The organism is Rhodothermales bacterium (genome assembly GCA_017643395.1).
Taxonomy (GTDB): domain Bacteria; phylum Bacteroidota; class Rhodothermia; order Rhodothermales; family UBA10348; genus JABDJZ01.
In genome coordinates this window covers 204,987-220,078 of the sequence record JAEPNP010000001.1, presented here as the reverse complement: position 1 = coordinate 220,078, position 15,092 = coordinate 204,987, and the positions used below count along the sequence as shown (strand labels likewise).

Here is a 15,092-nt window from a genome sequence, read left to right as displayed (position 1 = left end):
TTCCACATCGGCGGCCTCGCCGAGGGGTCTTTTGTGGGATGCGGGGGCGTGATTCCACTTTCGGGGCTTTTTGCTGGCCGCCGAGGGGTGCCGCCGCCCCGCACCGCCGCGCCAAGGCCGCGCCGAGCGCCCCGCCGCGCCGCGCCGCGGGATGCCGCCGCCGCGCCGCCGGGCCGCGCCGCGGGGCCGCGCCGCCGAGTCGCGCTGCCGCCCGGGCCGACCGCCACCGCCCGCGCCGAGCCCACCGCCCCGCCGGCCGGGCCGAGCCCACCGCCGCGCCAAGGCCGCGCCGAGCCCGCCGCGCCCCCCCCCCCCTACCCCCGCTGGATTCCCAGCCGGCGCATGATCTTCAGCAGGCTCGCGTGGTCGGCCAGGCCCAGCGAGGCCGCGGTCTCCGTAATGCGCCAGTCGTGGGCTTCCAGCGCGCGCAGGACAATGCCCCGTTCGGCCTCGACCTTCTGCTCTGCAAAGGACGATCCGCCTGAGACCGGGACTTCGAACTCCGCGGGAAGGGCGTCCACATCGATCACGGCATCGTCCGACGCGATGACCATGCGTTCGAGCACGGTGCGCAGTTCACGCACGTTGTTTCGGCGCCACTCGGCGTTCATGAGGGCCGCGAGCGCATCGTCCGAAAGCCGTCGCGCCTTCATGCCGAAACTTTTGCAGATCCCGCCGAGCAAGGCCGCGGCCAACTCCGGAATGTCGCTCTTCCGATCCCGCAGAGGCGGCACGCGCAGGACGTGGGTGTTCAAACGGTACAGCAGGTCGGTGCGGAAGCGGCCGTCTTGAGCATCCTGGTCGAGGTCCCGGTGGGTCGCAGCCACCACGCGCGCGGTGACTGAAATCGGCTTTTCGCCTCCGAGGCGTGTGACTTCCCGAGCCTCGAGGGCTCGGAGAAGGCGTGCCTGTATGCCGGATTCCAGCTCCCCGATTTCGTCCAGAAACAGGGTGCCTCCTGCCGCCCGCTCAAAGGCCCCGCGGTGGACCTTGTCCGCGCCGGTAAAGGCGCCACGCTCGTGTCCGAACAGCTCGCTTTCGACCAGCGAGTCCGGGAGTGCACCCGCGTTGATCGCCACAAAGGGACCGTCCCGGTCCGACTGCTCATGCAGGGCACGAGCCACCAACTCCTTGCCGGAACCGCTCTCGCCCAGAATCAGCACGCTGCTGGGAATGGGTGCGAGGCGCGCGATCTGATCGCGCAGGGTCTGCATGACGGCGGAGGTGCCCAGCAGCTCGGGACCGCGCAGCCGAGCCCGCAAGGTGGCGACCTCTTCCCTGAGGCTGCCGTGTTCGAGAGCCATTTCGACCTCGCGCACCACGCGTTGCATGGGCTCGGACTTGTCGATGAAGCTGAACGCTCCCAGCCGAACGGCGCGCATGCAGCGGTCGAAGTCACCGGTTCCGGTGTACACGATCACAGGAATCGAAACCCCGGCCTCCTCGAGCGCACGAAGCACGGCGAAGCCGTCCATGCCCGGCATTTCCAGGTCCAGGATGATGCAGTCCGCCGGCACCTCCGCGACCTGCTCCAGTGCTTCCGCGCCGGATGTTGCCACGGTGGTCTCGTGGTCCGCCAGACGCCGCAGATCATATGCGTACTGCTCCGCCAGAGCGGCCACGTCGTCGACAATCAGGATGTGCGCCATGTCAGTCGCGATGGGCGGAAGCGAGGGGGAGTTGGATCACGAAGCAGGTCCCTTCTCCGGGGGTGGAGTCTACGTCAATCGAACCGTCCATATCAGACACGAGACGCCGGACAATGGAGAGGCCCAGTCCGGCTCCGGTGGACTTGGTAGTAAAGAAGTCCTCAAAGACCCGCGCGCGCACCTCCTCGGGCATGCCGCTGCCGGTGTCGCGGACCTCCAGAACCGCTTTCCCATGATCGGATGCCGCCCGAACCTGCACGCTGCCACCGCCCTCGGGCAAGCTGTCCAGCCCGTTCGCGATCAGATTCTCCAGGACGCGCCTCAGCGCCAGGCGGTCCACATTGGCCCGGATCTCTCCCGAAGCAGCACAGTGCACCCGATCGTCAGCCAAGGCGGCAACAATCCCCCGCACCTCCGCCGAAAGATTGACGGACTCCAGCCGAGGACTGGCGGCGAGTCGAGCATATGCCGTCGCCAGTGACTGTAAATAGTCCATGCCGGACTCCAGCGTGGACCGGCGATCGGCAAACACACGACCCAGCTCCGCGGGGTCGTTCGAGACTTCGTCCAGATGGCGCATGACATTGCGCACCGGGGTGAGGCCGTTCTTGATGTCGTGATTGGCCTGTCGGGCAAAGTCGCCCAGGGCGGCGCGCCGCTCTGTTTGCCGCAGCCGGGAGGCCTGCCCGCGAAATCGCCTCAACATGCCTTCCAGAGATCGGCTGAGCCCGCCAATTTCGTCGCGGCGCTGCGCCAGGAATCTGGGCGCGGAAGTCGTGCTGTCGAGATTGGTGCGGCTGTACGTTTCCCGCAGCTCGCGAATCGGCCGGGTGAACCGATGGGATGCCCACCACGATATACCAACGGCGCTGACGGCGACGACCAACAGCGCCAGCAACAGCCACCGGTCCAGCGCTCCGAGTACCTGATCCAGCGGACCGAGGCTGTGCGTGATGCGGACCACGCCGTCCCGCCAGCGCTCCCCATCGGAGACGCGCACAGCCATCTCCGCCGACAGACCTGAACGGGACTCGCCGGCTCTCAGCAGATTCTGACTGATGAGGCCCGCGACGAGCATCGAGTCGGGAGCAAGCGAGCGCCAGAAGTCGGAGCCCACCTTACGCGCGCCGATCAACGCGGTACCTCGATCAGCCAGCTCCGCGGGTGTGGCTACCACCAGCCACGTTCCTTCCTCCGTCACAAAAAACTGAGGATCGGTGCCTGCTTCGGGATGCGGCAGGACCTCATCGCCCAGGACCCGGCCCTCATCGAGCCGCACCTGCAGCCGGTTCATGCCGGTGCGTGCCGCAGTCCGGTCCAGCAAGCCGGGCACCGCCGACAGCCAGGCACTGTCTCCGCGCAGGAAGCGCACGAGTCCCGGCTGCGTCGCAAGGTCTTGTGCAGCCGACTCAGCGGCTGCCAACAGCAGGCGCCGTTCACCTTCGAGGCGGGATTCGGCCGTCTCCACGAGCGAGCGTACGCGATCGCGATACTCATCGGTGAGTTGGCCGCGCACCTCAACCCGGACAGCGCCGAGCAGCAGGGCAAGTGGCAGCAGCAGGGCCGCCATGATGAGAAGAGTCAGTTGTCCGCGAAGCCGCACGTCTCGCCAGCCTGGTTGGGCTCGATAAACGGCACGCCGGCCGGAGAGGGTCCTACGCGGGCACCTGCTGCGTCAGACAGTGAATGGCGCCGAGGCCCCAGACCAGCGGCCGGCAGTCCAGAAGTACAACCTCCCGGTCCGGGAAAAATGGCGCCAGAATCTGGGCCGCCTGCGCGTCCGACGATCCTCCATACGCGGGGATCAGCACGCTCTCATTGCTGATCAGGAAATTGGCATAGGAGGCCGGAAGCCGATAGCGCTCGCCGTTCTCCGTAGTGTGCCAGGTCGGGGCAGGAAGTGGCAGCCGATGGACACGTAGCCCATGTTCGGCGGCCTGCTCCCGGAGCGAGACAAAAGCCTGTTCCAAATGCGCGTGTGCAGGGTCGGGATTCGTCCCGGGAACGCTCATGACGATGTCCCTCGGAGAGACGAAACGGGCCAGGTTGTCGATGTGCCCGTCGGTGTCGTCGCCCTCGATGTGGCCTTCCACCCAGAGCACGGTCTCAGTGCCAAGCAGCGCATTCAGCCTGGCTTCGGCCTCGGCCCGGGTAAGGCCCGGGTTGCGGTTGCGGTTCAATACGCAGGATTCCGTGGTCAACAGAACGCCCGAGCCGTTCACGTCGATGGCGCCCCCTTCGAGGGTGAGGCCGGCCTTGTGCACGGGCACCCCAAGCGCCTCAGCCATCCGCCCGGCCACGGCAGCGTCCAGGTCAAACGGCGGATATTTGCCGCCCCACGCGTTGTAGTCGAAGTCGATGGCCACCAGCCCGTCGGTCCCATACACCAGGGTGGCGCCGTGGTCGCGGCACCAGGCGTCGTTGGTCGGAATGTGGTGAAAGACCACGTTCTCCGACGGCCGCAACAACCCGCGCACGTGACGCTCATGGTCACCGCCGAGCACGTTGACATGCACGGTCTGCCCGGAGCTCAGGGCGTCTACGATTGCCGCGAAAGCCGGCTCGACCCAGGCGAACGCGCCGGGCCAGGTTTCACGGTTGTGGGGCCAGGACACCCACACCGCCTGCTGCGGCTCCCATTCCGCCGGCATGCGGAAACGGGACTCAGTCATCCAGGAAGCGACGATTCAGTGGCGAATAACTGTCGATGCGGCGATCCCGCAGAAAGGGCCAGCCGTGTCGCTGCTCGGCAATTCGCCCTCGGTCAATCTCGACCACACGAACCGACGGCTCGTCGACGGGCAGCTTCTCCACAATGGATCCGTCCGGACCCGCCAGAAACGACTGGCCCCAGAACTGGATGCCCTCCGCAGGGGCGGTCGGGTCCGGCTCGAAGCCAGTGCGGTTCACAGCGGCCACGAAACAGCCGTTGGCCACGGCATGCGAGCGCTGAATCACCTCCCAGGCGCCGTGTTGCTGCGCGCCGTGAGAATCCCGTTCGTCAGGATGCCAGCCGATTGCGGTCGGGTAGAACAGGATATCCGCGCCCTGCAGCGCCGTGAGACGGGCGGCCTCCGGATACCACTGGTCCCAGCAGATGAGCACGCCGATGCGACCGTGTCGGGTATCGAACACGCGATAGCCGAGGTCCCCGGGAGTGAAGTAGTACTTCTCGTAGTACCGGGGGTCGTCGGGGATATGCATCTTGCGATACTTGCCGAGATAGCCCGCCCTGCCGTCCACGACCGCAGCGGTATTGTGGTAGAGTCCAGGCGCCCGCGCCTCAAACAGACTCAGTACCATCGTGACATCGAATTCCGCCGCGATGCGCTCAAACCGATCCGTAGTCGGGCCCGGCACCGGCTCCGCAAGCTTGAAGTATTCGGGGTCCTCGGTCTGACAGAAGTAGCGGCTCGCAAACAGCTCCGGCAGGCAAACTACCTGCGCGCCGGCCTCTGCAGCCTGACGCGTCAGCGCCTCCGCCTGATCCAGATTGGCCTCTACGTCGTCGCTCATCTGGAGCTGTACAAGGCCGATGCGGACTATGCTCATTGCGCAGCCTCCGCTACAGGGTCGAGCTCCCGGCGTGCCCCGGCCGCTGCCGGATCCAGATAGGTGCTGTCTGCGAACATCGCCTCGTACTGAGCCAGGAGCCGCACCGCTTCCACCCGGCGGAGCCGGCCTCGTCGCACCTCCCGCATCATCATCTTCTCCAGGCGCTTCCGAAGGTCCTCCGGGAAGTACTGAACCAGGGCCAGCATCTGCTGCACCGTGGTGCCCGGGATGGCCTTCTCTATGTAGAAGCCTTGCGGCTCGTCGGAGTCCGCGTACACGTGCACCTCCGCCACCCTGCCGAACAGATTGTGCATGTCGCCCATGATGTCCTGGTACGCGCCCATCAGGAAGAAGCCCAGACGATACGGTTCGTCCTCCTTGAGCGGATGCAGATGCAGGAAGCGTTTGTCGTCGTGTGAGGTCACGTAGCGCGACACCTTGCCGTCCGAATCACAGGTCAGGTCCACCAGCACCCCACGCCGAGTGGGTGCTTCATCCAGCCGGGTCAGCGGCATGATCGGGAAGCGCTGCCCGAAGGCCCAGTGATCCAGGATGGACTGGAATACGGAAAAGTCGCAGAGATACTGGTCGACCAGGCGTTGATCCAATGCCTCCAGCTCCGCCGGCACCCATTCGGCGCCCGCCGCATGAACGCACCGGATGATCTCCGCGCACACCGTCCAGTAGAGTTCCTCGGCCAGTCCCTTTTGCTCCAGGGGCAGGTATCCAAAGCCGAACAGGGTTTCGGTTTCCTGCCGCTTGGCCGCGGCGTCGTGGAAGGCCTCCAGCAGTTCGCCGGGTTTCAGCATGTTGTCCTGCACCCAGGCCAGCGTCTCGGCAAGTGCCTTCACGGCGGGGTGGGCCGCATCGCCCGGGGATACGTCCTCTCGAGCGACGTCCTTGCGATAGGCGGAGAGCACATCGACCACAAGCACCGAGTGGTGTGCCGCAAGGGCCCGACCACTCTCGCTGATCAGAACCGGCGGCGCTACGTCCTCAGCGCGGCAAATCTCCTGCACGATGGAGACGACCGCGTTGGCATACTCCTGAAGGGAGTAGTTCATGCCCTCTTTCGAGGCGCCGCTTTCGGCCTCATAGTTCACGCCGAGTCCGCCCCCGACATCCAGAAAACGGATGGACAGACCGCGGGCCGCGAGCAGCGTGTAGATGCGGGTGATCTCCTTGATTCCGGCCCGCAGCGACTGGATGCGCGAAATCTGGCTACCCAGATGGAAGTGCAGGAGGGAGAACCCGGCTTCGAGCCCATCGCGCCGCAGCCGATCTAGGATGCGCAGCAGCTCCGGAATCGAAACACCGAACTTGGAGAGGTCGCCGCCTGACTCGGCCCATTTGCCGGAGCCGGCGGCGGTGAGGCGAATACGGACGCCAAATTCCGGTCGGATTCCGCGCCTGGCCGCACCCTCCAGCAGCCGCTCGAATTCGTCGAACTTCTCGATCACCGGGATGACGGTGCGACCCAGCTGCTGACCGGTCAGGATGAGGTCGAACATTGCCTCGTCCTTGTAGCCGTTGCAGATGAGGAATGTCTCGTCATCCAGGTAGGGCATGGCGGCCACCAACTCGGCCTTGGACCCGCACTCGAGGCCCATGCCGTGCGGCCTGCCTGCCTCAAGGATCTCGTCCACCACCTCGTGGAGCTGGTTGACCTTGATGGGGTACACGCCCCGGTAGGCCGGCTGGTAGCCGAACTCCTCGCGCGCGGCGTTGAAGGCGGCGTTCACCTGTTCGACGCGGCTCTTGATGATGTCCTGGAACCGAATGACCACCGGAGTGCGCAGGCCATCCTCCAGCAGGCGCTCCACGACATCCTGAATGGCGATGCGCTGAGTGCCGTCGCGATGCACATCGGCCACCATGCGGCCGTCGTCGGCCACATCGAAATAGCCATCACTCCACCCGGGTAGATGGTAGAGCTCGGCCGCGTCCTTCACGCTCCAGTCGGGGAGCGTATCCGGAGTCCGCGGGCTCATGCGCGCGATGCGGCCGCGACCCGGCCGTCGGCCTGCCAGTTCAGGGCCGGGTCAGACTCGAGGATGTAGGCGAAGATCATGGGAGCCACAATGGTCGCGTCCGACTCCACGATGAAAGACGGCGTGTCGACCGCGAGCTTGCCCCAGGTGATTTTCTCATTGGGCACGGCCCCGGAGTAGCTTCCGTAGGACGTGGTAGAGTCCGAGATCTGGCAGAAGTACGCCCAAAGGGCCGTGTCTTCCTGGAGGTCCTGCTCCAGCATGGGGACCACACAAATCGGAAAATCCCCCGCAATGCCGCCTCCGATCTGGAAGAAGCCGATGGGCTGCTCCTGATCCCGGTACCAGGTCGCCAGACTCATCATGTATTCGATGCCCGACTTCATCGTGCGGGGATCCGCGATGTCGCCCTTGATGCAGTGGGCAGCGAAGATGTTGCCGAGCGTCGAGTCCTCCCAGCCCGGGACGACCATAGGCAGGTTCTTTTCGGCCGCAGCCATGAGCCAGCTGTCGGCCGGGTCAATCTGGTAGGCGTGCTCGAGTGCGCCGCTGAGCAGAAGCTCGAACAGGAATTCGTGTGGAAAGCGCCGTGCCCCGGTGCGGTCTGCCTTCTGCCACAGATCCAGCACAGCGTGCTCGATGCGGCGAATGGCCTCCTCTTCGGGAATGCAGGTGTCGGTGACCCGATTCAGATGGCGCTCCAGAAGGGCCTGTTCGTCTGCTTTTGTGAGATCGCGATAGTGGGGGACGCGCACATAGTGGTCATGTGCGACCAGGTTGAACAGGTCCTCTTCCAGGTTGGCCCCGGTGCAGCTGATGGCGTGCACCTTGCCGCTACGGATCATGTCGGCCAGGGAGAGTCCCAACTCGGCCGTGCTCATGGCGCCAGCAAGCGTGACCATCATGCGGCCACCTGCCTCCAGGTGGTGCACATAGGCCTGGGCCGCATCCACCATCGCCGCCGCGTTGAAGTGGCGATAGTGGTGCTCCATAAACCGCCGCACGCTCATCGTGCGGAAACCTCAGTCGTCTTCATCATCCGACCACTCTTCCGTGTCTTCATCGCCGGACCAGTCGTCATCTTCCGAATCGTCCTCGTCGGCTTCCTCGTCGTCATCATCCCAGTCGTCGTCATCGTCTTCCCACTCATCATCGTCTTCTTCTTCGTCGTCCTCCTCATCGTCCCATGGCTTGTCCCAATTTTCGGGATCCTCCATCCAGTCTTCGTCATCATCGATGGACATCATCAGCACCGGCGGAAGGGAGGGCAACGTAGTCAGGGCAGGGTCAAGGACAGGCATATCCATGGCTGCTAGGGTGAGCTTCAACTACAAATCTACTGCGTGATCCCGAGCGCGGGAACCCGTATGGCGTGATTTAGACGAAGAAGAGCACGGCCGATCCGGCCACGGTCAGAATGAGCAGACGATGGATCCAGCGGTCGGCGTCGGGGACCTGAGCAACGAACCGCACGGCCAGCCACGCGCCGATGCTCTGAAAGACGGCCATGGCCAGCCCGTAGCCCCAGTGCACCTGATCCTGCAGGAAGAAAATGAGCAGGGTTGGAAGCCCATAGGCGGCGACTACCAGCAGCTTGATTCCGTTGGCGGCGGAAAGCGTAAAGCGCCCAATCAGGACGAGGCCCGCCAGGAGAAAAACGCCGACGCCCGCCTGGATGAAGCCGCCGTAGACTCCGATGGCAAAGAACACGGGTGCGGCCAACCATCGGGCGCGGCCGGAGAGGACTTCTCCGTGCGGGATCAACCACCGTTTCGGGTTGACCAGCAGGACAATGAGCATGAAGACCATCAACCCGCCAATGGTGTAGTTCATGGTCTGCTCGTCGATGCCGACTGCAATGCGTGATCCAACGGCTGCCCCGATCACTGCCGGCAGCACCACCCACCATGACCCCGCGAACTCCGTGATGCCTCGGCGGGACATCTCACTCATGCCCACCATGCTTTGCACCATCACGCCGATGCGGTTCGTGCCGTTCGCGACCGGGGCGGGGAGTCCACACACAAAGATGAAGATGGGAAGCGTGATCAGCGACCCACTCCCTGCCAGGGTGTTGATGACGCCCGTACCCACTCCGGCCACGGCAAAGAGCACCCAATCCAGCAGCGACAGATCGACGTTCATGTGTGTCCCGCTAGAGCCAGCCCTTACGCCGGAAGAACAGCACCAGCAGTACCGCCATGGCCGCCATTACGCCCATCGCGACAGGGTAGCCGTAGGGCCACTGCAGCTCGGGCATGTTGACGAAGTTCATGCCGTAGATACCGGCAATGAATGTCAGCGGAATGAAGATGGTGCCTATGATGGTCAGCACCTTCATGATCTCATTCATTTTGTTCGAGATCGCCGCCATGTACAGATCGTGGATGGAGCCGCCGACCTCGCGCAGGGACTCGATCACATCGATGATCTGCACGATGTGATCGTACAGGTCGCGAATGTACGGCTGGGTCTCACGCTGCATAAGCGCCAGATCTCCGGACAGCATGCGGGATGCCGCCTCGCGAAGCGGCCAGGCCACGCGGCGCATCATGATGAGCTTTGACCGCAGTCGCCGCAGCCGCGGAAGCGTGTCCTCCGGGGGGCGCTCCTGCACCGAGTCTTCCAGGGCCTCCAGGTCATCGGAGATTCCCTCCAGGGCGCGGAAGTAGTCATCCACAATGACGTCCATCAGGGCATAGGCCAGGTAGTCAGGTCCTGCCCCGCGGATGCGCCCGATGCTCTCTCGCAATCGCCGACGCACGGCTTCGAACACATCGCCCTCCATTTCCTGGAACGACACGACGAAGTTGCTGCCGACGGCCAGTGTCACCTGCTCGGAAAAGGCCACCCTGGACTCGCCGTCTCCCAGCATGCGCAGGGTGATGAACAGGTGGTCGGTGTACTCGTCCACTTTGGCCCGCTGCAAGGTCGATGCGATATCCTCCAGTCCCAGCGCGTGAAGGCCAAATCGCTGGCCGATCCGGGTCAACAGCGCCTCGTCATGCACGCCGTTCACGTTCAACCACATCACCTTTCCCGGGGTGTGGTGGATGTCATCCAGGTCCTCGATGCGGCGCTCCTCGAGATTCTCGAGGTCGTAGGTAATCAGCTGGAGCGTTGGCGCCTCCGTCCTGGGCACGCCTCCATATACGATGGTGCCGGGTGCCAGGCCCGTTTGGGAAGAGCGTTTCCGGAGATAGAAGCCCATGGCCGTGGTGATTGCTGGATGAAGATACCGGCGCGGGAGACTCACCGTGGATCGAATGAGGAAGAGACCGTATTTATTACAGTCCACCACTGGCAGGAAACGCACCATTCTCAGCCACGAACAGATACTCGTTTACGTCCGGGAGGACTGGCGCCAGCTCCTGCTGACCGTGCCCGGCGTACGGTTGCTGGACGCTCCCCCCGAACAGGGGACCCAGGCACCCGCAGTCGTGGATCACCGTCACGCCGACGCGGTGCTGGCCTCGAGGCCGAGCTTTCCCGTGGTGGTGGCCATGCCTGAGTATGACCTGGAGGAAGAGTGCCGGTGGCTGGGCCAGGGAGCGGATGCGTGTCTGTTTCTGACTGAGGATCTGCCGGTCCGTGTTCCTCAATGCGCAGAGCGCGCCCGGGCGCGACGACGCGCCATGAACCGCATCCGAAAGGAGGACCTTCGATACCGCGCCATGGTGGAGAATCTCCTGGACGTGGTAACGCTGCTGGACGGCTTTGGCGTGATTCTGCATCAGAGCCCATCGGTCACGGACGTATTTGGTTGGGAGCCGAAGGAGATGCTGGGCCGGAATGCCATCGAGTTCGTGCATCCGGCAGACGTTCCCCGCATCCTGCAGCTGATTGCGGAAGGGCGGGAAATTCCATCGATGCGCGCCAGCACGCAGTATCGGTTCAAACACAAGGACGGTGGCTGGCGGGTAGTTGAGTCGAAAGCGGTAAACCTGCTGCACGACATGGCGGTGCAGAGCATTGTGGTGGTCTCGCGGGACACCACCGAGCGGCAGCAGTCCGAGGATTCCCTGCGCGCGAGCCGGGGCCGCCTGGCGGCGCTTCTGGATGCCATTCCCGATGCGTACGTGCTGGTTGATCGTGAGGGAACGTATCGGGACGTGCACATTCCGAGCGGATACCCATCGGCTCAGTCGGCTGCCGAACTGATTGGGCAGAGCGTGCGCGAGGCGTTGCCGATGCCACTCGCGGAGCGCGCCCACCAGGCGGTTCAGCAGGTGCTCAAGACGGGTGTGGCCACGGTTTTCGACTATTCGATTGATGTCAACGGCTCCACGCGTTTCCGGGAGGCACGCATCGTGCCCTTCGATTCCGAGCTGGTCTTGAGCGTGCAGCGCGACATCACGGATCGCATGAAAGCACTCGAGCAGGTGCGGCTCAGCGAAATCCGGTTTCGTAGCCTCTTCGAAGCATCGCCGGACGCCATCTTCGTGGAGTCGGAAGAGGGAATCGTGTTGGATGCCAACCCGGCGGCCTGCGAGTTGCACGGCGCTGAGCGAGAGTGGCTGGTGGGGCGTTCGGTGGAGGAGCTTGTACCGCCCCGTTTCAGGCGGGAGGTCGGGATCAGCTTCCGCCAATTGGTGGAGGGCTCGCTGACCCGGGGCGAAGGCTTCAGCATGCGAAAGGATGGCAAGTCGGTGCCGATCGAATTCAGTGTGGGCCGCACCGTCTATGGCGAGCAGTCCGCGCTGCTCCTGCACGTTCGCGACATCTCCAAGCGCAAGGCGCAGGAGGCGCTGATCAGAAAGCTCGGATCCTATCGACAGTCCGCAATTGAAAAGGAGCGGGCCCGCATCTCCCGAGAGGTGCACGATGTACTCGGACAGGCGCTCACAGGGCTTCGTTTCGACATCTCACGGCTGGGTCGACAGGTGGGGCCTGAGTACGAGAGTCACATTGTCGAGGCCAATGGTGCTATCGATGCCATCATCGATGACGTCAGGAGAATCTCGGCGGAACTCCGCCCGGGAATTCTGGACGATCTGGGTATTGCGGCGGCGGTGGAGTGGCAGGCCAAGGCCCTGGGCAACCGTTCCGGCATCGAGGTGGAACTGGACATCGAGCATGCCCTGCAGAGCGACCCGGAGCGGTCCACTGCGCTCTTCCGGGTTTGCCAGGAAATGATGACCAACGTGGCCCGGCACGCCAAGGCGTCCAAAATGTGGGTGTCCCTGAGCAAAACCGACGAAAAACTGCTCCTCAGGGTCGCCGATGACGGAAAGGGACTGGACCTTGGATCGGACTCGGAGACGGAGCGGGTCTCTCTCGGATTGCTCGGAATCCGGGAGCGTCTCCAACCCTGGGGGGGTACCTTTGAACTCCGCGAGAACGAGCCACGCGGAACGGTCGCCGTAGCTACATTACCCCTCAACGATGCCCATCCGCGTACTCATAGCTGACGATCACGCCATCGTCCGAAGAGGGGTCATTCAGATCTTTTCTGAAGAGCCGGACATGGTCCTTGTCGGCGAGGCCGATACAGGCAATGGCGCCATCGACCTTGCCCGGGAGCACGAAGCCGACATCTTCATTCTTGACCTGAACATGCCGGGTCCCGGAGGTCTGGCCGTGCTGAGTCAACTTCGTGCAGAACATCCCAAGCTGCCGATCCTCGTGCTCACCATGCACGACGAAGAGCAGTACGGGGTACGCATCCTGAAGGCAGGCGCGGCCGGCTTCCTCGCCAAGAACTCGGCGCCGGACAAGCTGGTCGAGGCTATCCGGCACATCATCCGAGGACGCCGCTACGTTTCGGCGGCACTGGCCGAGGCCCTGCTGGAGCACATGGAGTCTCCTGCCCCGGAGGCTCCGCACGAAAGCCTGTCCGACCGGGAATTCCAGGTCTTCCAGGAGTTGGCCCGAGGAAATACGCCGTCCGGGATTGCGGACAAATTGTCGCTCAGCGTCAAGACCATCAGCACCTACCGGTCCCGGGTTCTGGCAAAGCTGAACCTGTCTTCGAACGCAGAAATCGTGCGTTACGCGCTCGAAAACGACATTATCGTCTGATACGTAGGAGACTTCCTACGCTCCATTCGGAGCACTCCTACCCCTCTTAGTCCGCGCATCCTATATCCGGTCCGTGGGATCACTGCGTACTGTTGCAACGAGGCTGATCGCGCCCCTCAGGCGATGCCTTCTCCGGATCATTCCGGTGTAGTCAGTCAAACATTCTTTTCCCCATAATGCGTATCAAAACCCATCGTTCACTAGTCGGACCGGCCCTTGTTGCGGCTGGTCTCCTGTTCACCGGTTGTGACTCGGATTCCAATGTTTCGGGACCGGGCAATACCAATGGTGACCGTACTGTAAGTGGATTCGTCACAGACGACGCCGCAGCAGGCAAGTCTGCTGGCACAATTGAAGGCGCGGTCGTGACCGCAGCCGAACTCAATGCACAGGGCCGCCTGTCGCAGGCCGAAGGTGATGCCACCACGGATGCTTCCGGCCGCTTTGTCCTCGAGACCTCGGCAGATTCAGACCTGATGGTGGTTACGGCCACCAAGGGCGACTTTGAGTCCAGCATCCTGGTCGATGCAACGGGCTCGACATCTACCGAGACTCCTGCCATGACCTCTGAGACCTACGCGGAAGCGGAAGTCTACGTGGAGGCGCAGCGACAGAATGAAGAGGAGGTAACCGCAGCCGACGTTGCAGCCTTTGTTGACGCCGAGATCGCAGCTCGCATCCGTTCCGGCTCCGAAACCGCCGCCCGAGTGGCCGTGGCCATTGCCAATTCGGCCGAGGCCGAGGAGGAGTACGCGGAGGAGAATGAAGGATTCGACGACGAAGACTTCGACCGGGCAAAAGAGGAGGACGAGCGCACCTATCGTGACTACCAGAGCTCCATGCGCGGCCAGGTCAGTGCTTCAGCTGCTGTCAACGCGCGTGTCGCCCTGGAGCGTGCAGTAGCCCGCGCTCATGCCACCGCCGGCGCGTCGGCCACGGCCCAGGCCAAGGCTCGCGGCGCTTCCAAGACCGCCATGCAGTCCTTTACCGCAAATATGGACGCCACGGTGCGCTTCCATCTTCGCAAGAAGGCCGAATTGATGAGCGCGATAGCTTCTGGTGCTGCCATCGAAGCAGAGTTCCAGGCAGAGGGCTCGTCACAGACCTCGACGGTCTCGCAGGCTGCTGCCAGCCTTGAGGCTCAGGTTCGCTCAGCCGGATCCGAGTCACAGATTGAGGCGGCCTGGGATGAGTTCCGCTCCGACATCAAGGCTGCCGTGGCAGCGGAGTTGTCAGTGTCTTCCACGCTGATAGACGCAGCCATCACTTCGGCGAATTCGGTGGAGGCCAAACTGGTGGCTGACCTGCTGATTGCGACGACGGTCGATGCGCTGGTCAATGCCAAGGCGGCCTACTACTCGGCTGCCGAGTCCACGATGGCCGCAGCGCTCTCAACCAGCGCCAAAGCCAATTTTGGAGCCAAGGTTCTGGTTCTGGCCTCTGGCTCCTGACAGATCTAACGCCCGCACGGAGCACATCTTTTCAGCCGTAGCGGGAATACTCCTCGCCGTGGATTACAAGGCGAGGAAAAGCCCGGCCGCTCATTGGGGGGAGCGGTCGGGCTTCTAGTTTTTGTAGCGGTATACGATGCGTCCCTTGGTCATGTCGTAGGGCGACATCTCTACGTCTACGCGGTCTCCGGGCAGGATGCGGATGAAGTACTTACGCATCTTTCCGGACAGCAAACCGAGGATGCTGTGTCCATTGCTGAGTTCAACGCGGAACTGAGCATTCGGGAGCGCCTCAGTCACGACGCCTTCCTGCTTGATGGGTTCTTGCTTGGCCATTCAGTGGGATTCGGTGGTGGAACAATGCCTCGCGGGGGAGACAGCACAATAATACGCTGCGTGCCGGCAGGAAGGTCCGTTCCGGGCGA

The 15,092-nt window shown here is 63.5% G+C and carries 13 protein-coding genes; 3 read left to right on the top strand and 10 right to left on the bottom strand.

The genetic code is table 11. The features are described from left to right. Window positions 1–314 precede the first annotated feature (314 nt). From JJ896_00865 to corA, 9 genes are all read right to left on the bottom strand, one after another. Window positions 315–1,649 (bottom strand): sigma-54-dependent Fis family transcriptional regulator, encoded by a 1,335-nt coding sequence (locus JJ896_00865; GenBank protein ID MBO6778179.1) that lies wholly within the window; start codon window positions 1,647–1,649, stop codon window positions 315–317. Between the two features lies 1 nt (window position 1,650). Next, the gene (locus tag JJ896_00860; GenBank protein ID MBO6778178.1) at window positions 1,651–3,219 is read right to left on the bottom strand and encodes a HAMP domain-containing histidine kinase; all 1,569 of its coding nucleotides are present in this window, start codon (window positions 3,217–3,219) and stop codon (window positions 1,651–1,653) included. A gap of 85 nt (window positions 3,220–3,304) precedes the next feature. Continuing rightward, complete coding sequence (locus JJ896_00855; GenBank protein ID MBO6778177.1) at window positions 3,305–4,321, bottom strand: agmatine deiminase family protein; 1,017 nt, start codon at window positions 4,319–4,321, stop codon at window positions 3,305–3,307. Then, entirely contained in the window at window positions 4,314–5,201 is an 888-nt protein-coding gene (locus JJ896_00850) for a carbon-nitrogen hydrolase (GenBank protein ID MBO6778176.1), read from the bottom strand. The genes JJ896_00855 and JJ896_00850 overlap by 8 nt, the downstream gene beginning before the upstream one ends. Next, window positions 5,198–7,195 (bottom strand): biosynthetic arginine decarboxylase, encoded by a 1,998-nt coding sequence (speA, locus tag JJ896_00845; protein ID MBO6778175.1) that lies wholly within the window; start codon window positions 7,193–7,195, stop codon window positions 5,198–5,200. Before speA ends, JJ896_00850 begins: the two co-directional genes overlap by 4 nt. Continuing rightward, the gene (locus tag JJ896_00840; protein ID MBO6778174.1) at window positions 7,192–8,205 is read right to left on the bottom strand and encodes a deoxyhypusine synthase family protein; all 1,014 of its coding nucleotides are present in this window, start codon (window positions 8,203–8,205) and stop codon (window positions 7,192–7,194) included. Before JJ896_00840 ends, speA begins: the two co-directional genes overlap by 4 nt. Before the next feature lie 12 nt (window positions 8,206–8,217). Beyond that, the gene (locus JJ896_00835) at window positions 8,218–8,523 is read right to left on the bottom strand and encodes a hypothetical protein (protein ID MBO6778173.1); all 306 of its coding nucleotides are present in this window, start codon (window positions 8,521–8,523) and stop codon (window positions 8,218–8,220) included. A 49-nt stretch (window positions 8,524–8,572) separates the two neighbouring features. Next, window positions 8,573–9,340, bottom strand: coding sequence for a sulfite exporter TauE/SafE family protein (locus tag JJ896_00830; GenBank protein ID MBO6778172.1), 768 nt, complete (start codon window positions 9,338–9,340; stop codon window positions 8,573–8,575). Between the two features lie 10 nt (window positions 9,341–9,350). Next, entirely contained in the window at window positions 9,351–10,406 is a 1,056-nt protein-coding gene (gene corA, locus JJ896_00825; protein MBO6778171.1) for a magnesium/cobalt transporter CorA, read from the bottom strand. Between the two features lie 55 nt (window positions 10,407–10,461). Between corA and JJ896_00820 the strand changes: the two genes are divergently transcribed. The 3 genes from JJ896_00820 to JJ896_00810 all read left to right on the top strand — a co-directional run bounded on the left by JJ896_00820 (window position 10,462) and on the right by JJ896_00810 (window position 14,667). Continuing rightward, complete coding sequence (locus JJ896_00820) at window positions 10,462–12,606, top strand: PAS domain S-box protein (GenBank protein MBO6778170.1); 2,145 nt, start codon at window positions 10,462–10,464, stop codon at window positions 12,604–12,606. Next, on the top strand, window positions 12,581–13,216 hold the full coding sequence (locus tag JJ896_00815; GenBank protein ID MBO6778169.1) for a response regulator transcription factor: 636 nt from the start codon (window positions 12,581–12,583) through the stop codon (window positions 13,214–13,216). The genes JJ896_00820 and JJ896_00815 overlap by 26 nt, the downstream gene beginning before the upstream one ends. A gap of 176 nt (window positions 13,217–13,392) precedes the next feature. Then, the gene (locus JJ896_00810) at window positions 13,393–14,667 is read left to right on the top strand and encodes a hypothetical protein (protein ID MBO6778168.1); all 1,275 of its coding nucleotides are present in this window, start codon (window positions 13,393–13,395) and stop codon (window positions 14,665–14,667) included. Between the two features lie 114 nt (window positions 14,668–14,781). On the opposite strand, the gene infA is transcribed toward JJ896_00810, so the two are convergent. After that, window positions 14,782–15,003 (bottom strand): translation initiation factor IF-1, encoded by a 222-nt coding sequence (gene infA / locus JJ896_00805; GenBank protein MBO6778167.1) that lies wholly within the window; start codon window positions 15,001–15,003, stop codon window positions 14,782–14,784. Between the last annotated feature and the right edge of the window lie 89 nt (window positions 15,004–15,092).